General features: G+C 67.3%; 15 protein-coding genes. 2 read left to right on the forward strand and 13 right to left on the reverse strand.

The genetic code is table 11. The features are described from left to right. Nucleotides 1-54 precede the first annotated feature (54 nt). From ABIC76_RS01490 to ABIC76_RS01550, 13 genes are all read right to left on the reverse strand, one after another. Nucleotides 55-1,122: an EscU/YscU/HrcU family type III secretion system export apparatus switch protein gene (locus ABIC76_RS01490; RefSeq protein ID WP_354532726.1), complete on the reverse strand. Its 1,068-nt coding sequence runs from the start codon at nucleotides 1,120-1,122 to the stop codon at nucleotides 55-57. Next, a complete protein-coding gene (gene sctT, locus ABIC76_RS01495) occupies nucleotides 1,119-1,895 on the reverse strand; it encodes a type III secretion system export apparatus subunit SctT (protein ID WP_354532727.1) in 777 nt (258 codons plus the stop codon). Before sctT ends, ABIC76_RS01490 begins: the two co-directional genes overlap by 4 nt. A gap of 28 nt (nucleotides 1,896-1,923) precedes the next feature. Further along, complete coding sequence (locus tag ABIC76_RS01500) at nucleotides 1,924-2,418, reverse strand: hypothetical protein (RefSeq protein WP_354532728.1); 495 nt, start codon at nucleotides 2,416-2,418, stop codon at nucleotides 1,924-1,926. Continuing rightward, nucleotides 2,415-3,773, reverse strand: coding sequence for a FliI/YscN family ATPase (locus tag ABIC76_RS01505; RefSeq protein WP_354532729.1), 1,359 nt, complete (start codon nucleotides 3,771-3,773; stop codon nucleotides 2,415-2,417). The genes ABIC76_RS01500 and ABIC76_RS01505 overlap by 4 nt, the downstream gene beginning before the upstream one ends. Beyond that, complete coding sequence (gene sctL / locus ABIC76_RS01510) at nucleotides 3,770-4,375, reverse strand: type III secretion system stator protein SctL (protein WP_354532730.1); 606 nt, start codon at nucleotides 4,373-4,375, stop codon at nucleotides 3,770-3,772. Before sctL ends, ABIC76_RS01505 begins: the two co-directional genes overlap by 4 nt. Further along, entirely contained in the window at nucleotides 4,357-5,019 is a 663-nt protein-coding gene (locus tag ABIC76_RS01515) for a SctK family type III secretion system sorting platform protein (RefSeq protein WP_354532731.1), read from the reverse strand. The genes sctL and ABIC76_RS01515 overlap by 19 nt, the downstream gene beginning before the upstream one ends. Further along, nucleotides 5,016-5,783 (reverse strand): type III secretion system inner membrane ring lipoprotein SctJ, encoded by a 768-nt coding sequence (gene sctJ / locus ABIC76_RS01520; protein WP_081785342.1) that lies wholly within the window; start codon nucleotides 5,781-5,783, stop codon nucleotides 5,016-5,018. Before sctJ ends, ABIC76_RS01515 begins: the two co-directional genes overlap by 4 nt. A gap of 1 nt (nucleotide 5,784) precedes the next feature. Continuing rightward, nucleotides 5,785-6,366, reverse strand: a complete 582-nt coding sequence (locus ABIC76_RS01525) for a hypothetical protein (RefSeq protein ID WP_354532732.1) — start codon at nucleotides 6,364-6,366, stop codon at nucleotides 5,785-5,787. Between the two features lie 61 nt (nucleotides 6,367-6,427). Beyond that, nucleotides 6,428-6,631 (reverse strand): hypothetical protein, encoded by a 204-nt coding sequence (locus ABIC76_RS01530; RefSeq protein WP_027679090.1) that lies wholly within the window; start codon nucleotides 6,629-6,631, stop codon nucleotides 6,428-6,430. Between the two features lie 161 nt (nucleotides 6,632-6,792). Continuing rightward, nucleotides 6,793-7,986 carry an FHA domain-containing protein gene (locus ABIC76_RS01535; protein WP_354532733.1) on the reverse strand — a complete coding sequence of 398 codons (1,194 nt, stop codon included), beginning with the start codon at nucleotides 7,984-7,986 and terminating at the stop codon, nucleotides 6,793-6,795. Then, the gene (gene sctC / locus ABIC76_RS01540) at nucleotides 7,946-9,880 is read right to left on the reverse strand and encodes a type III secretion system outer membrane ring subunit SctC (protein ID WP_502947825.1); all 1,935 of its coding nucleotides are present in this window, start codon (nucleotides 9,878-9,880) and stop codon (nucleotides 7,946-7,948) included. Before sctC ends, ABIC76_RS01535 begins: the two co-directional genes overlap by 41 nt. 15 nt (nucleotides 9,881-9,895) lie before the next feature. Next, the gene (gene sctS, locus ABIC76_RS01545) at nucleotides 9,896-10,171 is read right to left on the reverse strand and encodes a type III secretion system export apparatus subunit SctS (RefSeq protein ID WP_024978637.1); all 276 of its coding nucleotides are present in this window, start codon (nucleotides 10,169-10,171) and stop codon (nucleotides 9,896-9,898) included. Nucleotides 10,172-10,232: 61 nt separating this feature from the next. Continuing rightward, nucleotides 10,233-12,188 (reverse strand): FHIPEP family type III secretion protein, encoded by a 1,956-nt coding sequence (locus ABIC76_RS01550; protein ID WP_354533524.1) that lies wholly within the window; start codon nucleotides 12,186-12,188, stop codon nucleotides 10,233-10,235. A 307-nt stretch (nucleotides 12,189-12,495) separates the two neighbouring features. Here ABIC76_RS01550 and ABIC76_RS01555 point away from each other — a divergent pair, with 307 nt between their 5' ends. Both ABIC76_RS01555 and sctQ read left to right on the forward strand, forming a co-directional pair. Beyond that, entirely contained in the window at nucleotides 12,496-13,344 is an 849-nt protein-coding gene (locus ABIC76_RS01555) for a helix-turn-helix transcriptional regulator (protein ID WP_139110975.1), read from the forward strand. After that, nucleotides 13,341-14,429, forward strand: coding sequence for a type III secretion system cytoplasmic ring protein SctQ (gene sctQ / locus ABIC76_RS01560; protein WP_354532734.1), 1,089 nt, complete (start codon nucleotides 13,341-13,343; stop codon nucleotides 14,427-14,429). Before ABIC76_RS01555 ends, sctQ begins: the two co-directional genes overlap by 4 nt. The last annotated feature ends 58 nt before the right edge of the window (nucleotides 14,430-14,487 follow it).

Consider the following 14,487-nt stretch of genomic DNA (forward strand, 5'->3'; position numbering starts at 1 on the left):
CGCAGCAGTCGGGCGTCCGCTTTTTTCGTGCTCGTTCGCGCCGTCTCTACGCTTTCAGGAGGTGGACGACACGTACGGATTGCCGACTGCGTCTGCACCTTCGGCCCAGCGCAGCAGCGCGGCCACATCGCGGAACAGCGTGCGGTCAATGGTGGTATCCATCGGCACGGTGTCGTGCAGCCGCTCCGCCAGGCCTGCATTGGCGGCGGTCGGTACGAGGTGGTATTCGGCCATCTGCCGGATGCGCTGGACAGCCTCGCCGCTGCCCTTGGCGATCACCATCGGCAGCGTGCCGTCGCCGGGGTAATACAGCGCCACGGCATGCCGCGCGCTGAAGACGATGGCAGTCGCAATGCGCATGCGATCTTCCAATGCGCTGTATTGCACTTCCAATGCAAGCTGGCGACGGCGCCCCACGATGTGCGGATCGCCCTGCAGTTCGCGGTGCTCGCGGCGCAGTTCTTCGGTGGACATGCGGTTTTTCTTGAAGAACTCGAAGCGCACGTGCCAGTAGTCCAGCGCGGCCATCAGCACATACACCACTGCCGCCCAGCCGAACAGCAGAAGAACGAGATGCGCGACGACCGCCAGAATCGCCGCCGGCCGCCCGTAGCCCGCCTGCAGGGGCAGCGCCAACGACCCGCGAATCACCACGAACAGCGTCAGCGCCAGGCAGGCCACCTTGAACAGCATGATGGCCAGCCCGATCAGGTTGCGCACGGAAAACATCCGCTGGATGCCCTCGCCAGGATTGAGCCGCGACATTTTCGGCGTCAAGCGTTTGGGCGCGAACATCCCACCCACCTGGGCAAACGCACCCAGCACGGCGAGCACGGTCACCAGCACCAATACGGCTGCGCTCAACAAGATCCACTCCGCCCCCGCCGATACGAGTGCCTGCCGCACCGCTGCCGTCGGGTCGCGCGCCTGCGCCACCGCGTTGACGTTCTGTATCAGCAGACCCCGCATGCGTTCGAGCAGCCATGGCCCGCCCTGCCACAGCAACATGAGCATCCCAATGAAGACAAGCGCGCTCGTCACGTCGGCGCTGCGGACGACCTCGCCTTCGCGCCGCGCGTCTTCCAGCCGGCGCTGTGTCGGCTTGTGCTGTTTCTCGCTCATGTGCCGGGGCTGTGCAGCAATGCGCGCAACAGCCAGACCATCTCGCCGTTGCCGGCCAGGAAAGTGCGCAGCGATTCAAAGACAAAGCCGAGAAACAGCACCATCATCAGCACGGCCAGCAGGCTCTTCACGGGCTGGGCGAACAGGAACACGTTCAACTGCGGCACCGAGCGGTTGATCAATCCGATGCCCAGTTCCGCCACCACCAGCACGATGATGACCGGTGCGGCCAGCTTGAGCGTCCAGCCGAGCACGCTGTCGGCCTCGTGCACGGCAAACTGCTCCAGCGCGACCGACGCGCTGGGCAGCATGCGTTCGATCGGCCAGAGCTTGTACGACTCGAAGAACGCGCCGAGCATCACGTGCAGGCCGCCGCCCGTGACGAACAACGTGACGGCCATGAAGCCGAGGAAGCTGGCGGTGGGGCCGCTCTCGTGCCCCGCCACGGGGTCGAAGAAGGAGGCGTTGCCCGAGCCCGTCTGGAAGTCGATCAGGTGGCCGATGTTCTCGATCGCCCAGAGCAGTGCGCCAAACGCCATGCCCAGCAGCACGCCAATCAGCGCCTCCTTGAGCGCAAGGGCCATCCACAGGCCGCCGCCCTGCACGTTCATCGCCGCGCCTGCCATGGACGGCGCCACGAACACGGCCAGGATGGCGATGAACCCGCTGCGCACCATGCCCGTCACCACGCGCCCGCTGAACACGGGCACGATGAACATGACGGGCAGCAAGCGCGGCAGCACCAGCAACGCCTGGCGGAACAGGCCTTCCATGGAATGCGGATCGAATCCCTGCATCGGCTCAGGCGGGGGTCGTGTGGCGGCCAAACTGGCGCGCGAGCTGCGCCTCAAGCGCGGCGTCTTCTTCCTGCCATTCCGCCGCGCGGCGCTGGGCGGCCACCACGCGCTGTTCCGCGCGGTCGACGGCTTCGCATTTGGCGTTGGCGCGCGCGACATGCCGCTGGGCGCGTGCCTGCGCCATCTGTTCGGCTGCCAGCGCCGTGCCGGTCTGCTGCGATTCGACATGCGCTTCGACGATGGCGCGATCCAGCGCCAGCCGCGCAGCGTTGGCCCCGCATAGCAGCGCGACGGCACTGCGCGCATCTTCGCGCACGGCCTGCTCGATGGCGGCGTCGTGCGCGGAACGGGCCGATACCGTCTGCTGCAGCCCCTGCTGTGCCGCCGCGTTCTGTGCGGCAGCCTGCGCCACCAGGGCAGCCTGCTTCTGAGCCCGCGCCACGGCACCGAGCTTGCGCGCCTCGCGCACGCGGGCGAGTTGGCGCAGCACGTCGCTCATAGCGCCTCCACCACGGCTTCGAGATCGGCCACGGTGCGCTCCAGCTTCACACGCACGTCGGCGTCCTGCTCAAAGAAGCGCGACAGTGCGGCATGCGCGCGCAATGCGGTATCGCCGAGGGCATCGCTGCCCTCGCGGTATTCGCCGATCTGCACGAGCAGTTCGATCTCGTGGTATTTGGCCAGCAGTTCGCGCACGCGTTGCGCGGCGGCGCGGTGCGCGGGCGTGGTCACCTGCGGCATCACGCGGCTGATACTCGCCAGCAGGTCGATGGCCGGATAGCGCCCTGCCAGCGCCTGCTTGCGTGAGAGCACGATGTGCCCATCGACGATGGAGCGCACTTCTTCGGCGATCGGGTCGCTCTCTTCATCGCCTTCGACCAGCACTGTGTAGAACGCGGTGATGACGCCATGCGCACCGGCGCCCGCGCGCTCCAGCAATTGCGGCAACACCGAGAATGTCGACGGCGGAAAACTGCGCCGCGTGGGCGGCTCGCCGCTGGCCAGGCCCACCTCGCGCTGCGCCCGCGCAAAGCGCGTGAGCGAATCGACCAGCAGCAGCACGTTCTTGCCGCGGTCTCGGAAGTACTCCGCCACGGCGGTCGCGACCAGCGCGCACTTCACGCGCTCCATGGCTGGGCGGTCGGACGTGGACACCACCAACACCGTCTTGCGCCGGGTCGCCTCGGGCAGACACAGCTCCAGGAATTCACGCACTTCGCGCCCGCGTTCGCCAATCAGCGCGATGACGTTGACGTCGCTCTGCGCGCCGCGCGCAATCATGCCGAGCAGTGTGCTCTTGCCCACGCCCGATGGCGCGAAGATGCCCAGCCGCTGGCCAATCCCCACCGTCAGCATGGCGTCGATGGCGCGCACGCCGGTGGAAAGCGGTGCGTCGATGCGGCGGCGTGACAGGGGGCTGGGCGGCTCTGCATGCGTGGAAACACGCTCGTTGGTAAAAAGCGGCCCGCCGTCATCCATGGGCGCGCCGAGCCCGTCGAGCACGCGGCCGAGCAGCGCATCGCCCACGCCAAAGCGGTGCGCACTGCCGGACGGAATCACCTCCGTGGCGGCCGACAAACCGTGCACGCTGCCCAGCGGCGTCAGCAACGTGGACTGCCGCTCGAAGCCGACCACTTCCGCATACACGCTGCGCTCGCCCGGCGTCCGCAGTTCGCACACCTCGCCCAACCGCGCCTGGATGCCCGATGCATTGAGCATGAGCCCCACCGCGCGATGAATGCGCCCGCGCATCTGCACGCCAGTGCCCACGCCGTCGGGACGTTCCAGCACGTCGCGCAGGCTGCGTTCCAGATCGCCCGCGTCGATGATGTGACTGACGGCGGGTTCGGTCATGTTTCGTCCCCGACCAGCGCGGCGTGCAGCGCTGCCAGTTGCGTGTCGATGCCCGCCTCAACCACGCCGGATGCGGTCTCCACCACCAGCGCCTCTTCCGACAGGCTGGCGTCGGGCACCACGCGCACGCGGCGGGTGCCGTCGGTCATGGTCTCCAACACGCGCTCCAAGTCCGCCACCTGCTGCGGGGCGATGCGCACCGTCAGCACCGGCTCGTGTTCGACCAGCGTTTCGATGCGTGCAAAGGCCTTGGCATAGATGGCCTCGCGCGGCAGGTCGGCCACCAGCTCGCGCACGGTGCGTGTGACGAGTTCGGCCATCAACTGTTTCATGGCCGCCAGCGCGCGCGCGTTGGCGAGCGCATCGGCGTACAGGCGCGTGGCGGCTTCGCGTTCGCCTTTTTCATAGCCAGCGTCGTAGCCGGCCTTGAGCTGCTGCTCGCGCTGCGCCTCGGCGTCTTCCAGCAGGCGCTCGCGCTCGTCCTGCGCGTTGCCGAGGATGCTCGTCGCATCAAGTAGCGCGGCGTACTCGTGTTGTTTGAGCACCTTGCGCTCGCTCAGGATCTGCAGCTTGTCGGTGGTAATCAGAAAAGCCAGTCCCATGCCGGCACCTGTTCAGGAATCAAGCTCAGCCGCAGCAGTTCGCCCAGTTCTGCGCGTTGCGTGCGGCCCAGCAAATACGGCGGCCGATCGGCATCGGCGGCGTTGCGCGGAAATTTCAACGCCAGCCGACGGATGACGGCCGGGCCGAACGGCACCAGAAAATCGGTCAACAGCCGACGCCCGCGGGCACGCAGCGTTTCCACCACGAGGCGCGGGTGCTGACGCTGCGCATGCAGGGTCTCGGCGACGGCCTCGAAGGCGGGCATGCGCTCCAGTGCAAAGGCCACCAGCGGTGCGCCCAGCGCCAGATCGATGGCCTGGCGCGTCTTGCGCGGGACGTCGCCTTCGCGCAGCCACTGGCGGTGCAGGCACAGGCCACAGCACACGGCCATGCGCTCCAGCGCGTCGGCGGGCAACAGGGCGATGCGCTTTTCCACGGCAGCAAAGTCGTAGTCCCATTGCCCTTGCAACTGATGCGCCTGCAGCAGCGCCCGCGCCAGCACGGCGCGGCCGGCCTCGCCGTAGCGGGCCGGGTCGCGCAGCGGGAGCGGCCAGTCCGCCGGCAGCCACGATGCGTCGATGTAGCGATCCGGGCGCAGGTTGAACGTGGCGACCAGCCCCGCGAGGCGCGCATCGAGGGTCATGACGCGCGCTCCGGCCCTCGTCCGGCCAGGTTGTCGAATACGCCGCGTCGCCAGGCCACGAGCCCGGTCACCACCAGTGCCGCGACAATCAGCAGGCCCAGCAGCCACACCAGCGGATTGCGCGTGCTGAAGGTACCGAGCAGCGCGGCGCCTTTTCGCACATCCACCGGCACCGGCTGCGCGCCCTGCAGGAACAGCGATACGTTGTCGTAGCTCAGCCCCTCGATGCTGTGCGCGACGAGGTCTTTCACCATCGGCGCCATGGCGGTGAGGTTCACGCCGGGCCGGTAGCGGATGTACACGGCGGCTGATGCGGGCTTGGCCTTGTCGGCCAGCGGATCGTTCTCGGGAATGACGACGTGCACGTGCGCGAGCATCACGCCATCCACATCCAGCAGCGTGCGCGACAGCTCCTGCGATACGCCGTAGATGTAGCGCACCCGCTCTTCGGCCGGCGTGGCCACCAGCCCCTGCTTCTGGAACACCTGGCCGAGCGACGCGAGGCGCGGGCGCGGCAGGCCCTGCGCACGCAGCACCGCCAGCGAGGGGCCCATGTCGGCCTGGTCGACAGTGAGCGTCCAGGTGCGGCCCTCCTGGCCCTGGCCGTCCTGCACGAGCTTCTGTCCGCTGATGCCGGCTGAGGACAGCGCGGCCACCATCTCGTTGACCTCGACCTCCGACAGGCCGGTGTACAGCTCCTGCTCGCACCCGGCCAGGCCGAAGAGGCAGGCAAGCGCCATCAGCACACCCAGCAATCGGTTCATGTCAGCCTTCCTGGTTTTTCAGCAGCGAGTGGCTCACGCCGTTGGCGGCCTGCGCAAAGCTCATGTCCATCTGGTACTCGGCCAGCGTCATCGAGGCGAAGTAGCTGAAGTCGGCCAGCTTCACCATCGTCATGGTCACGTCCATGCTGTCGAGCGAATCGAGCATTTCCTGCCGCTTGCTGTTGATGCTGGTGTAGCGCTCGTTGAGGTCGTGCCCGTAGTCGCGCCACTGGCCCATCGCACCGTCCGCGCCGGGCCCCCGCGTGAATGAGAACGACACATCCGGCACGGGCGATGGCGTTGCGTGGGCGGCCATCGGAATCGGCTGCGCCGGTAGCGTCGCCGGCTGCGCGGCGGTGGTCGCAAGGGGGCGCATCATGCTGCCGAACTGCTGCGCATCCGCGGGCATTGCAGCCTGCGTTGCTGGAGCGCCGATGCCCTGCTCGACCTGCCCTGGCCCCTGGGCCGCATACGCGGCGGGGTTCACCTGCGCGGCCTGGCTGGCGCCGGCAGCACCGCCGGCTTGGGCCTGTGCGGCTTGAGTTGCGGCAACGGCCGCAATCGCATTTGCTTCGATCGACATCGTGCCCTCCTGAGTTCGATGAAGCGGCGGCAGGCCGCGCCCGCCGCCGCTGGGTTGCGCCTCAGCTAGCTCGCGCGCCGTCGCGGACGGCACCGGCGGCCGAAGCTGCCGTGTTGCTCAGCGATTGGGCCGCGCCGATGATGCCGCTGGCGGCGGCGCCCTTGGCTGCGGCGGCCTGCACGGCCGTGGCGATCTTCAGCTGGTCTTCGCCGGACTGGTTGATGCTGCCGATGGCGCCGTCGACGCCGGTAGCGGGTGTGCCCATGGTGCTCTCCTGGATGTCAGTCAAAAAGGTCAAAAGGGTCAAAAAGGTCAAAAGGAACGACCAACTTCACTGCCAACTGCTTGCGGCGGAAGCCGACCTCGCATCTGCCGGCCACCTCCGTACGACACACCGGGCGCATAGGAGAAAGGGGACCCTCTGCGCTACGGTGTTTGCGGCTGGATCGGCCAGGTGACCGATTGCCCGCCGCGGTCGAGCACCACACCATCTGAAGCGATGCTCTTCACCTGGAGGCCGCCCTTGAGCCGGGCGCCCTCGAAATACAACTGGCCGTCGCGCGTCTGCACAAAGCGCGTGCCGTCTTCGTCTTCGTACGTGCTGACGATGGCGGGCAGGCCGTCGGCGCGCGGCGTTTCCGCCACGATGTTCGGCGGCGGCGGGCCATCCCACGCCACGTGGTCGACCACTTCGACAGCGGGCTTGGCGTCGCGCGCGTAATTGCGGATGCGCTGCCATGCCTGGGCACGATCGGCCGTGCCGCTCACCACGATGCGGCCATGTCCGTCGTAAGCCACGTTCAGCGCGGCGGTGCCGCTGGTGCCGCCCGCGCTGAAGTACTGCTGCGCGGCGGCCAGCAGGTCGCTCACCACGTACACCTCGCCGATCGACACATCGGACAACCCGCGCGCGCGGCTCAGCAGCGCCTGGTGGTCGGCCTCGGTCGGCACGTAGCCGGAAACGCGCGACGTGCCATCCGACGCGGGCGTCACCACGATCTCCGGCGGGTCGCCCAGGGCGTGCCGCACCTGCGCCGCTCGCGCCGCAGGGTCGCGGCCCCAGAGCGACCAGCCGTCGTGCCCGGCAAACGCCACCACACCGCCGGCCAGCAGAACCGCAAGCCACAGGCCGATGCCGGCCACCAGCCACGTCCGCCCGCGCCCGGCCTTGGTCGACACGCGCGACAGCCACACCGCCGCGGCCAGCGGCAGCCATGACGGCACGCGCTCTGCCAGCACCGCGGCGCCCGCGCCTTCCACCGCAGCGGCCGGCATGCGGATCGTCCCGACCTTCTCGATGCCGACGCGGATGTCGCCCATGGCAATCACATCGCCCGGCACCACGCTGCGACGCGTCTGGCCGAACGGCTGGCCGTTGAGCGTCGGCTCGGCGTCGTCCAGGCGCCGCGCAGACACCGCGATGCCGCCCACCTCGAACATCAGCTCCCGCGCGGCGACGCTGCTGTCGGGCACGATGATTTCGCAGGTGGGCGCCGAGCCGACCACGTTGGCGCCCATCCGCAGCGGCATCGATCTGCCGTACAGCGGACCGCTCAGGAAGCAGAGCTTCCAGGGCGATTTATCCGCGTGCGGCGAGGGTGGTGTGGCTGGCGGGTTCATGCAGTCGCGAAACAGGCGGCGTGGGCAAGGCACCGACACTGGCCGGCGGCGAGTTGGGCGCCGGCGTGTTGGGCAGCGGGCCCGGTTTCCAATCGGTCGCACCCGGCACCGGCATGCCAACACCCGGGATCGACACGGCGGGCACGTCGTTCGGGTTGGTGCTGGCCGTGGTCAGGACGCGCGGGGTCAGCAGATAGAAGCGCTCCATGTGCTGACCGGTCTTGTTGGTGTACTTGAACAGGTTGCCGATGAAGGGCACGTCCGACAGGAACGGAATGCCCGACTTGGTGTTGTTCAGGCTGTCGGAGTTGAAGCCGGCAATCAGCAGGCTCTTGCCCTCTTCGATCATCGCCTTGGTCACGATCGAGCGCTCCTGCACCACCGGCAGTTGCGAGACGCGGTCGTTGGTCAGGTTGCCGTCGTCGATGTCGATCGACATCATCACGCTCATCTGGCCGGCCTCGTTGACGATGAGCGGCGTGACCTTCACGCTCGTGCCCGTCGTGATGCCGTACAGCGATGCATCCTGAAAGCCCGACACCGGCACGTAGAAGTGGATGAGGTTCTCAAGGATGGCCTCGGTGTTGTCCAGCGCCAGCACCTTCGGCTTGGCCTGCAGTTGCGCGTTGCCGCTCTGCGTAAGTGCGTTGATGCGCGCCAGCAGGTAGTTCCGCAGGCTGCCGCCGATCGACGCGGTGAGCGCCATGCCAACCGGCGTGGTGGTGCCGGTCTGGCCGTCTTCGGTGGTGCCCACGTTGAAGGTGAGCGGCGGGTTGTTTCCGTTGCCGGATTGGAAATCGCCGTGCTTGGTGTGCAGGCGCCAGTCCACGCCGAGGCTGTCGAGCGAATCGGTGCTGATGTCTATGATCGTGAGGTTGATCTCCACCAGCCGCGGCTTGGTATCGAGCGAGGCGATCAGGCGTTCGTACTGCGCCATGTGCTCGGGCACGTCGCGAATCAGCACGGCGTTGATGCCGGCGTCGGCCTCGATGCGGGGCAGGTCGGGTGGCGTACCGCTGCCGGATGCGGCAGCCGCCTGCGCGCCGTAACCGGAATCGCCTTGCGCGCCGGCCAGCGGGATCTCGATGCGCGGCACGTTGATGCTGTCGCCGGAGCTGAGCTTCATCTGCCGTGTCGGCCCCGTCAGCCGCATGGCGCGGGTGGGCGACGTGCCGGGGCTGCTGGCTGCCGGGTTGGGCGCCCCCAGCAGGCGGCGCATCATGGTCGCGATGCCAGGAATGGTCACGGGCTTGCCGGACCGGTTGATCTCCACATCGCCCGCCCATGCGTACTTGAGCGGGAATGCGCGAATCTCGGCGCGATCCGCACCGCGTGACGGATCGGCAATCGACGCAATGGCCTGCCGCACGAGTTCCACATAGCGCTTCGGGCCAGACGCGTAGACCGTGTTTTCCTTGTCGCTGACGACGAGCGGAAAGCGCTGATCGGTGATCTGCATGGCGCGCAGGATCTGCGCAAGCTCAGGGCCGCTGCCCTTCGGGATCGGGAAGACCTGCGTCTGTGAATCGTCGGCGCGGTCCACGTAGATGAGCGAGCCGTCGTAGTACCAGGTGAGCCCGTAGGTGGCGCACACGGTGTTGAGCGTGCTGGCCGGCGGGCCCGAGAACTTGCCGTTGATGGTGCCTTCCACCTTCGGGTCGACGACCGCCGTCACGCCCTGGGATGCCGCCAGCTCGCGGATGAAATCGCCCACCTTCTTGCCTTCGGCCACCAGCGTGTACGACCGGTTGCGCCAGCGCAGCTCGGCCGCCTCCACCACGGCCGCCGTCGTCAGCAGCCACAGGCACGCCGCTGATGCACTCCACTGCAGGAATCGATAGCGTTTGTTCACGCGTGTTCTCGCTCGGTTATGTTGTTGTTCGTTCGGCGCCATCTCGCGATCCCCCCGCTAGAAAGGCGCCACACCGCCGTAAAACACCTGATCGAGTGCCATGCGGGCAAAACGCAGCACCTCGCGTCCGCCCCACCCCGCCAGCACCACGATGGTCACCATCACCGCAATCAGCCGCACCGACAGGCCGATGCTCTGATCCTGGATCTGCGTCACTGCCTGCGCGATGGCAATCAGCAACGCCGATACCGTTGCCACCGCCACCACCGGCAACGAGACCAGCAGCACCAGCAGCAAGCCCTGGCGTGTGGCTTCGAGAATGGTGGCGCTCATGTTCATGGGCCTGTCTCCTTGCGTGTTCCTGCGTTCCGTCAGTTCCGTGCGTTCTGCGTATTCACGCGGGGTTCGTCACCCAGCCCACGGTGTTGAGTTCGATGGCTTCGTCGATCTCCTGGTACGACAGCACCGGCAGATCGCCAAACACCGGCTGCAGCATCGTCTTGACGTAGCGCCGGCAGTTGAGCGACACCATCACCGCCAGCGGGCGCCCATGGCGATCTTTCTCCAGCGGGCGTGTGCCACCCAGGATCTTCACCACCTGGTCGGTAATCGCCTGTTTGGCGTCGCGCGTGAGGCTCAGCACGCTGCCCTGCTTGGTGTGCACCACGGCCTGCTCGATGCGCTCCTGCAAGGACTGCTCGAACAGCACCACATCGAGCACGCGGCTAGTGCCGCAAAACTGCTCGGTGATCTGGCGGTGCAAGTCCACGCGCACCAGCTCCACCAGGCCGATCACGTCTTCGGGCTCTTTGGGCGACCACGTGATCAGGCTCTCGAAGATGGCGCGCAGGTTGCGGATCGACACGCCTTCCTGCACGAGCCGGCGCAGCACTTCGGTAATGCGCTGCGGGGGCACCAGGCGCGTGAGTTCGGCCACCAGCTCGCCGTGTTCGCGGCGCATGATCTGGATCAGGTTCTGCGTTTCCTGAATGCCGATGAGCGACGCGGCGTTGCGTTCGATGAGCGATTCGACTTCGGCGGCCAGACGGTCTTCGGCGCGCATGGCGTTATCCGAAATCGCATCGCGCTCGGGCAGCGTGCCCTCGGCGGCCAGCACGTCCTGCACGAGCAGCGCGTAGCCCTGGGCCGGCAAGGTCGCGTCCCAGTTCAGTTGCACGCGCGGGAACACCGCGCCGAGCCTGCGCTGCACGCGCGATTTCGCTTCGGCCAGGCGGGTCTGCAGGGCGACGAGGTCGATCTCGCCGCGCAGGTCTTCCGACAGGCGCACGGCGATGGGCGCCGCAATGCCCTCTGCCGGCGAGCCTGCTTCGGGCTCGGTCAATCGCCGTGCATCGGGGCCGAGCACCAGCAGGTCGAGCGGCGGCGCCTGACGGCGCTGGCGCATCCGGAGAAACGCTGCGGCCGCAGTGCCGATGGCCAGCAGCAGGAAGGACCACTTCGGAAACCCGGGCACCAGCAGGAACGCCAGCAGCACGCCGCTGGCCATCAGCATGCCGCGCGGGTGGGCCGTGATCTGCGCGCCGATCTGCTGGCCAAGGTGGCGTGCTTCACGGTCCCGCGTCGCCACGCGCGTGGTGACGATGCCGGCGGCAATCGACACCAGCAGCGACGGAATCTGCGAGGCCATGCCGTCGCCCACCGTCAGGATCGCGTAACGGTGCAGCGCATCGCCGATGGACATGCCGTGCATCAACGCGCCCACGGCAATGCCGGCCAGGATGTTGATGATCGCGATGATGATGCCGGCAATGGCGTCGCCCTTGACGAACTTCATCGCGCCGTCCATCGCGCCGTGCAGCTGCGACTCCTGCTCCAGCGCCTCGCGGCGGCGCTTGGCCTCATCCGACGTGATGATGCCGGCGCGCAGGTCCGCATCGATGCTCATCTGCTTGCCGGGCATCGCGTCGAGCGAAAACCGCGCGCCGACCTCGGCCACGCGCTCCGAGCCCTTTGCGATCACGATGAACTGCACCACCGCGATCACCAGGAACACGACACCGCCTACCACGAAGTTGTTGCCGACCACGAGCTTGCCGAAAGTGTCGATCACATGGCCCGCATTGGCCTGCAGCAGGATCAGCTTGCACGACGCGATGTTCAGCGAAAGCCGGAACAGCGTCGTAAACAGCAGCACCGCCGGAAACGACGAGAACGCCAGCGCCGACGGCAGATAGATCGATACGCACAGCAGCACGATGCTGGCCGCCAGATTCAGCGAGATGAGACCGTCCAAGACCACGGTCGGCAGCGGCAGCACGAACAGCGCGACCACCGCCACCACAAACACGGCAATCGCAATGTCGTAGTTCACCAGCCGCGCCCAGCGCATGCCGGTAAGCGGAACGTCCAACGCTGCAGCAAGATTCCGAGGCTTTGCCATGGAGCGCCTTTGTGCCTGTTTGGGGCCGTGCGGGCCAATGGCCCACGAATGTCCGTAGAAGCCAGACACCGTTCGGCACCCGCTTCCCTTGCGAAAAGTGTAGAAGTGAGGGGCCTGTCCGCTCAACGCTGAAACTCGTAGTCGCGCGGCAAATCTCTGACGAAGTTTCGGGGTCGACTACGCTTTTCGGTAGTTCATCGCGGCGTGTGCGCGCCACTACAGTGAGTGCATTCACTTGCCACGCGAGAGGCCACGGTTGACTGCTTCGAATGTGGGTGCCGGCGATGTCCGCGCGCCGATCCTGTTTGGCGAAGAACACATCGTGGTCGATGCGGAATCGATCCGGCTGGGCGCAATGGCGCGCGCCGAGTCGTTCTCTGAAACCGCGCAGGATCTGCGGGCCGCGCACGGTGCGCAGGAACGGCAATTGCTGCTGCGCGCCGTCTTGCGCAGCATCGGCTTCGACTGGCTCTGCTACTACCGGCTGACGCGCATTGGCGAATCGATTACGCGGGTGCTGTACTTTCGCGCCTATTCGCCGCCCAACTGGCCGAAGCGCTACGTCGACGAACGCTACTTTGAAGTCGACCCGCGTCTGGCCTTCGCGCTGCGCTACGAATGGCCACTCGTATGGGATCTGGCCGACCTGGGCGCCACGCCCACCGCACCGGCGGAGGCGGACCGTTTGCACCGTCTGCTGCAAGACGCGGAGCGCTGCGGCCTGCGCAGCGGCATCAGCTTTGGTGTCGTGAGCCCCCGCAGCCTGGAACACAGCGTCATCTGCTTCGGATCGGGCAACAACGCCAAGGGCTGGATTGCCGACAACGTGGTCGGCCAGGCCTATGCCGTGGGGCTGGGACTGCATGAATTTCTCATGCAGCACGCCAAGCCGCTGCATGAAGACACGCACGCGCGGGCGCTCACGCAGGTGCAACGCCAGATTCTGGAATTCATCACCAGCGGCCTGTCGGACAAGGCGATTGCCGAGCAGCTGAACATGTCGCCGCACAACGTCGACTATCACCTGCGTCAGCTCAAGAAAAAGTACGGTGCGCAGAACCGCGTGCAGCTCGCCTACATGGCCGGGCGCATGTTCATGACATGAATACGCTGGACGCCCGCATGCTTTCGGCCGTCGACCCGACATTGGCGCGCACGCTGTCGCGCCTGTATCTGGCGCGCGCGGCACTACCGTTTTCCGTAGGGGACACGCCCTACGAAGCGCGTTGCGAAGCCCATGCCCTGCACGCTGCGGCACAAGCCTACCGGTTCACGCTGGGCGATGCGCCGGGCTGGCTGCTGCTCGATGCCGCCGCCGAGCGCGCGTGGCTGGCCGACGCCGCGGATGCGCACGTACCGCAAGCCCTGCGCTGCGCCGTGCTGGCCGATGCGCTGGCGCCGCTCACACGTGCCATCGAACAACGCACCGGACGCCCCCTCGCGTGGCTGCCGGAGGCCGCCTCGCCTGACGTACGCCTGGACCGGCCCGACGTGCTGCACATGATCATCTCGCGCCGCGATGGCGAACCGGCCGAAGACCGTGCCGCATCGTGGCAGGGACGCGCGGGGCTGCTGTTCGATGCGCCGCAGGCGTTGGCCGAACTGTGCCCGGCGGAACTCGCTGCCGATCCCATCCCGCTGGCGGCCTTCATGGGTACGCAGGTGCCGCTGCGCTTCGAGCTGGGCGCCACCTTTCTGTCGCGCCGCGACTTTGCCGGCATTGCGCTGGGCGACATCGTCCGCATCGAAAAATGGCTGCCCGCCGGCGACGCGCTGCGCTGCGTGGCCCGCGTGCGCGGACGGCTGCACCTGCGTGTGTTCGGGCAAGTGCAAGGCAACCGCATCGTCGTGGAAAACGTGGAGGAAAGACCGATGACAACCGACAGCCCCGCCACCACCACCGCAGCATCCGCGCCGGAACCCGCCGCGCGGCCGCTTCCCACCGACAGCCTGGATGACATCGAACTGGTCACGACCTTCGAGCTGGAAGAGCGGCGCCTGTCGTTGGCCGAGCTGCGCGCGTTGCGGCCCGGCACTGTGATGGAGCTGGCGCAGCCGCTCAACCAGGCCGTCATCCGCATCCTCGCCAACGGCATGCCGGTCGGAGAAGGCCACCTGATCGCGGTCGGCAACCGGCTCGGTGTGCGCGTATCGCGCTTCATAGGCCAGCCAGCGCCCGGACAGGCATAACGCCCGCCTCGCGCCCCCCCCCCAACCAGAACAACGCATCGATACACTCGACACGCAC

It is taken from the genome of Ralstonia sp. 1138, assembly GCF_040544795.1.
Taxonomy (GTDB): Bacteria; Pseudomonadota; Gammaproteobacteria; order Burkholderiales; family Burkholderiaceae; genus Ralstonia; species Ralstonia flatus.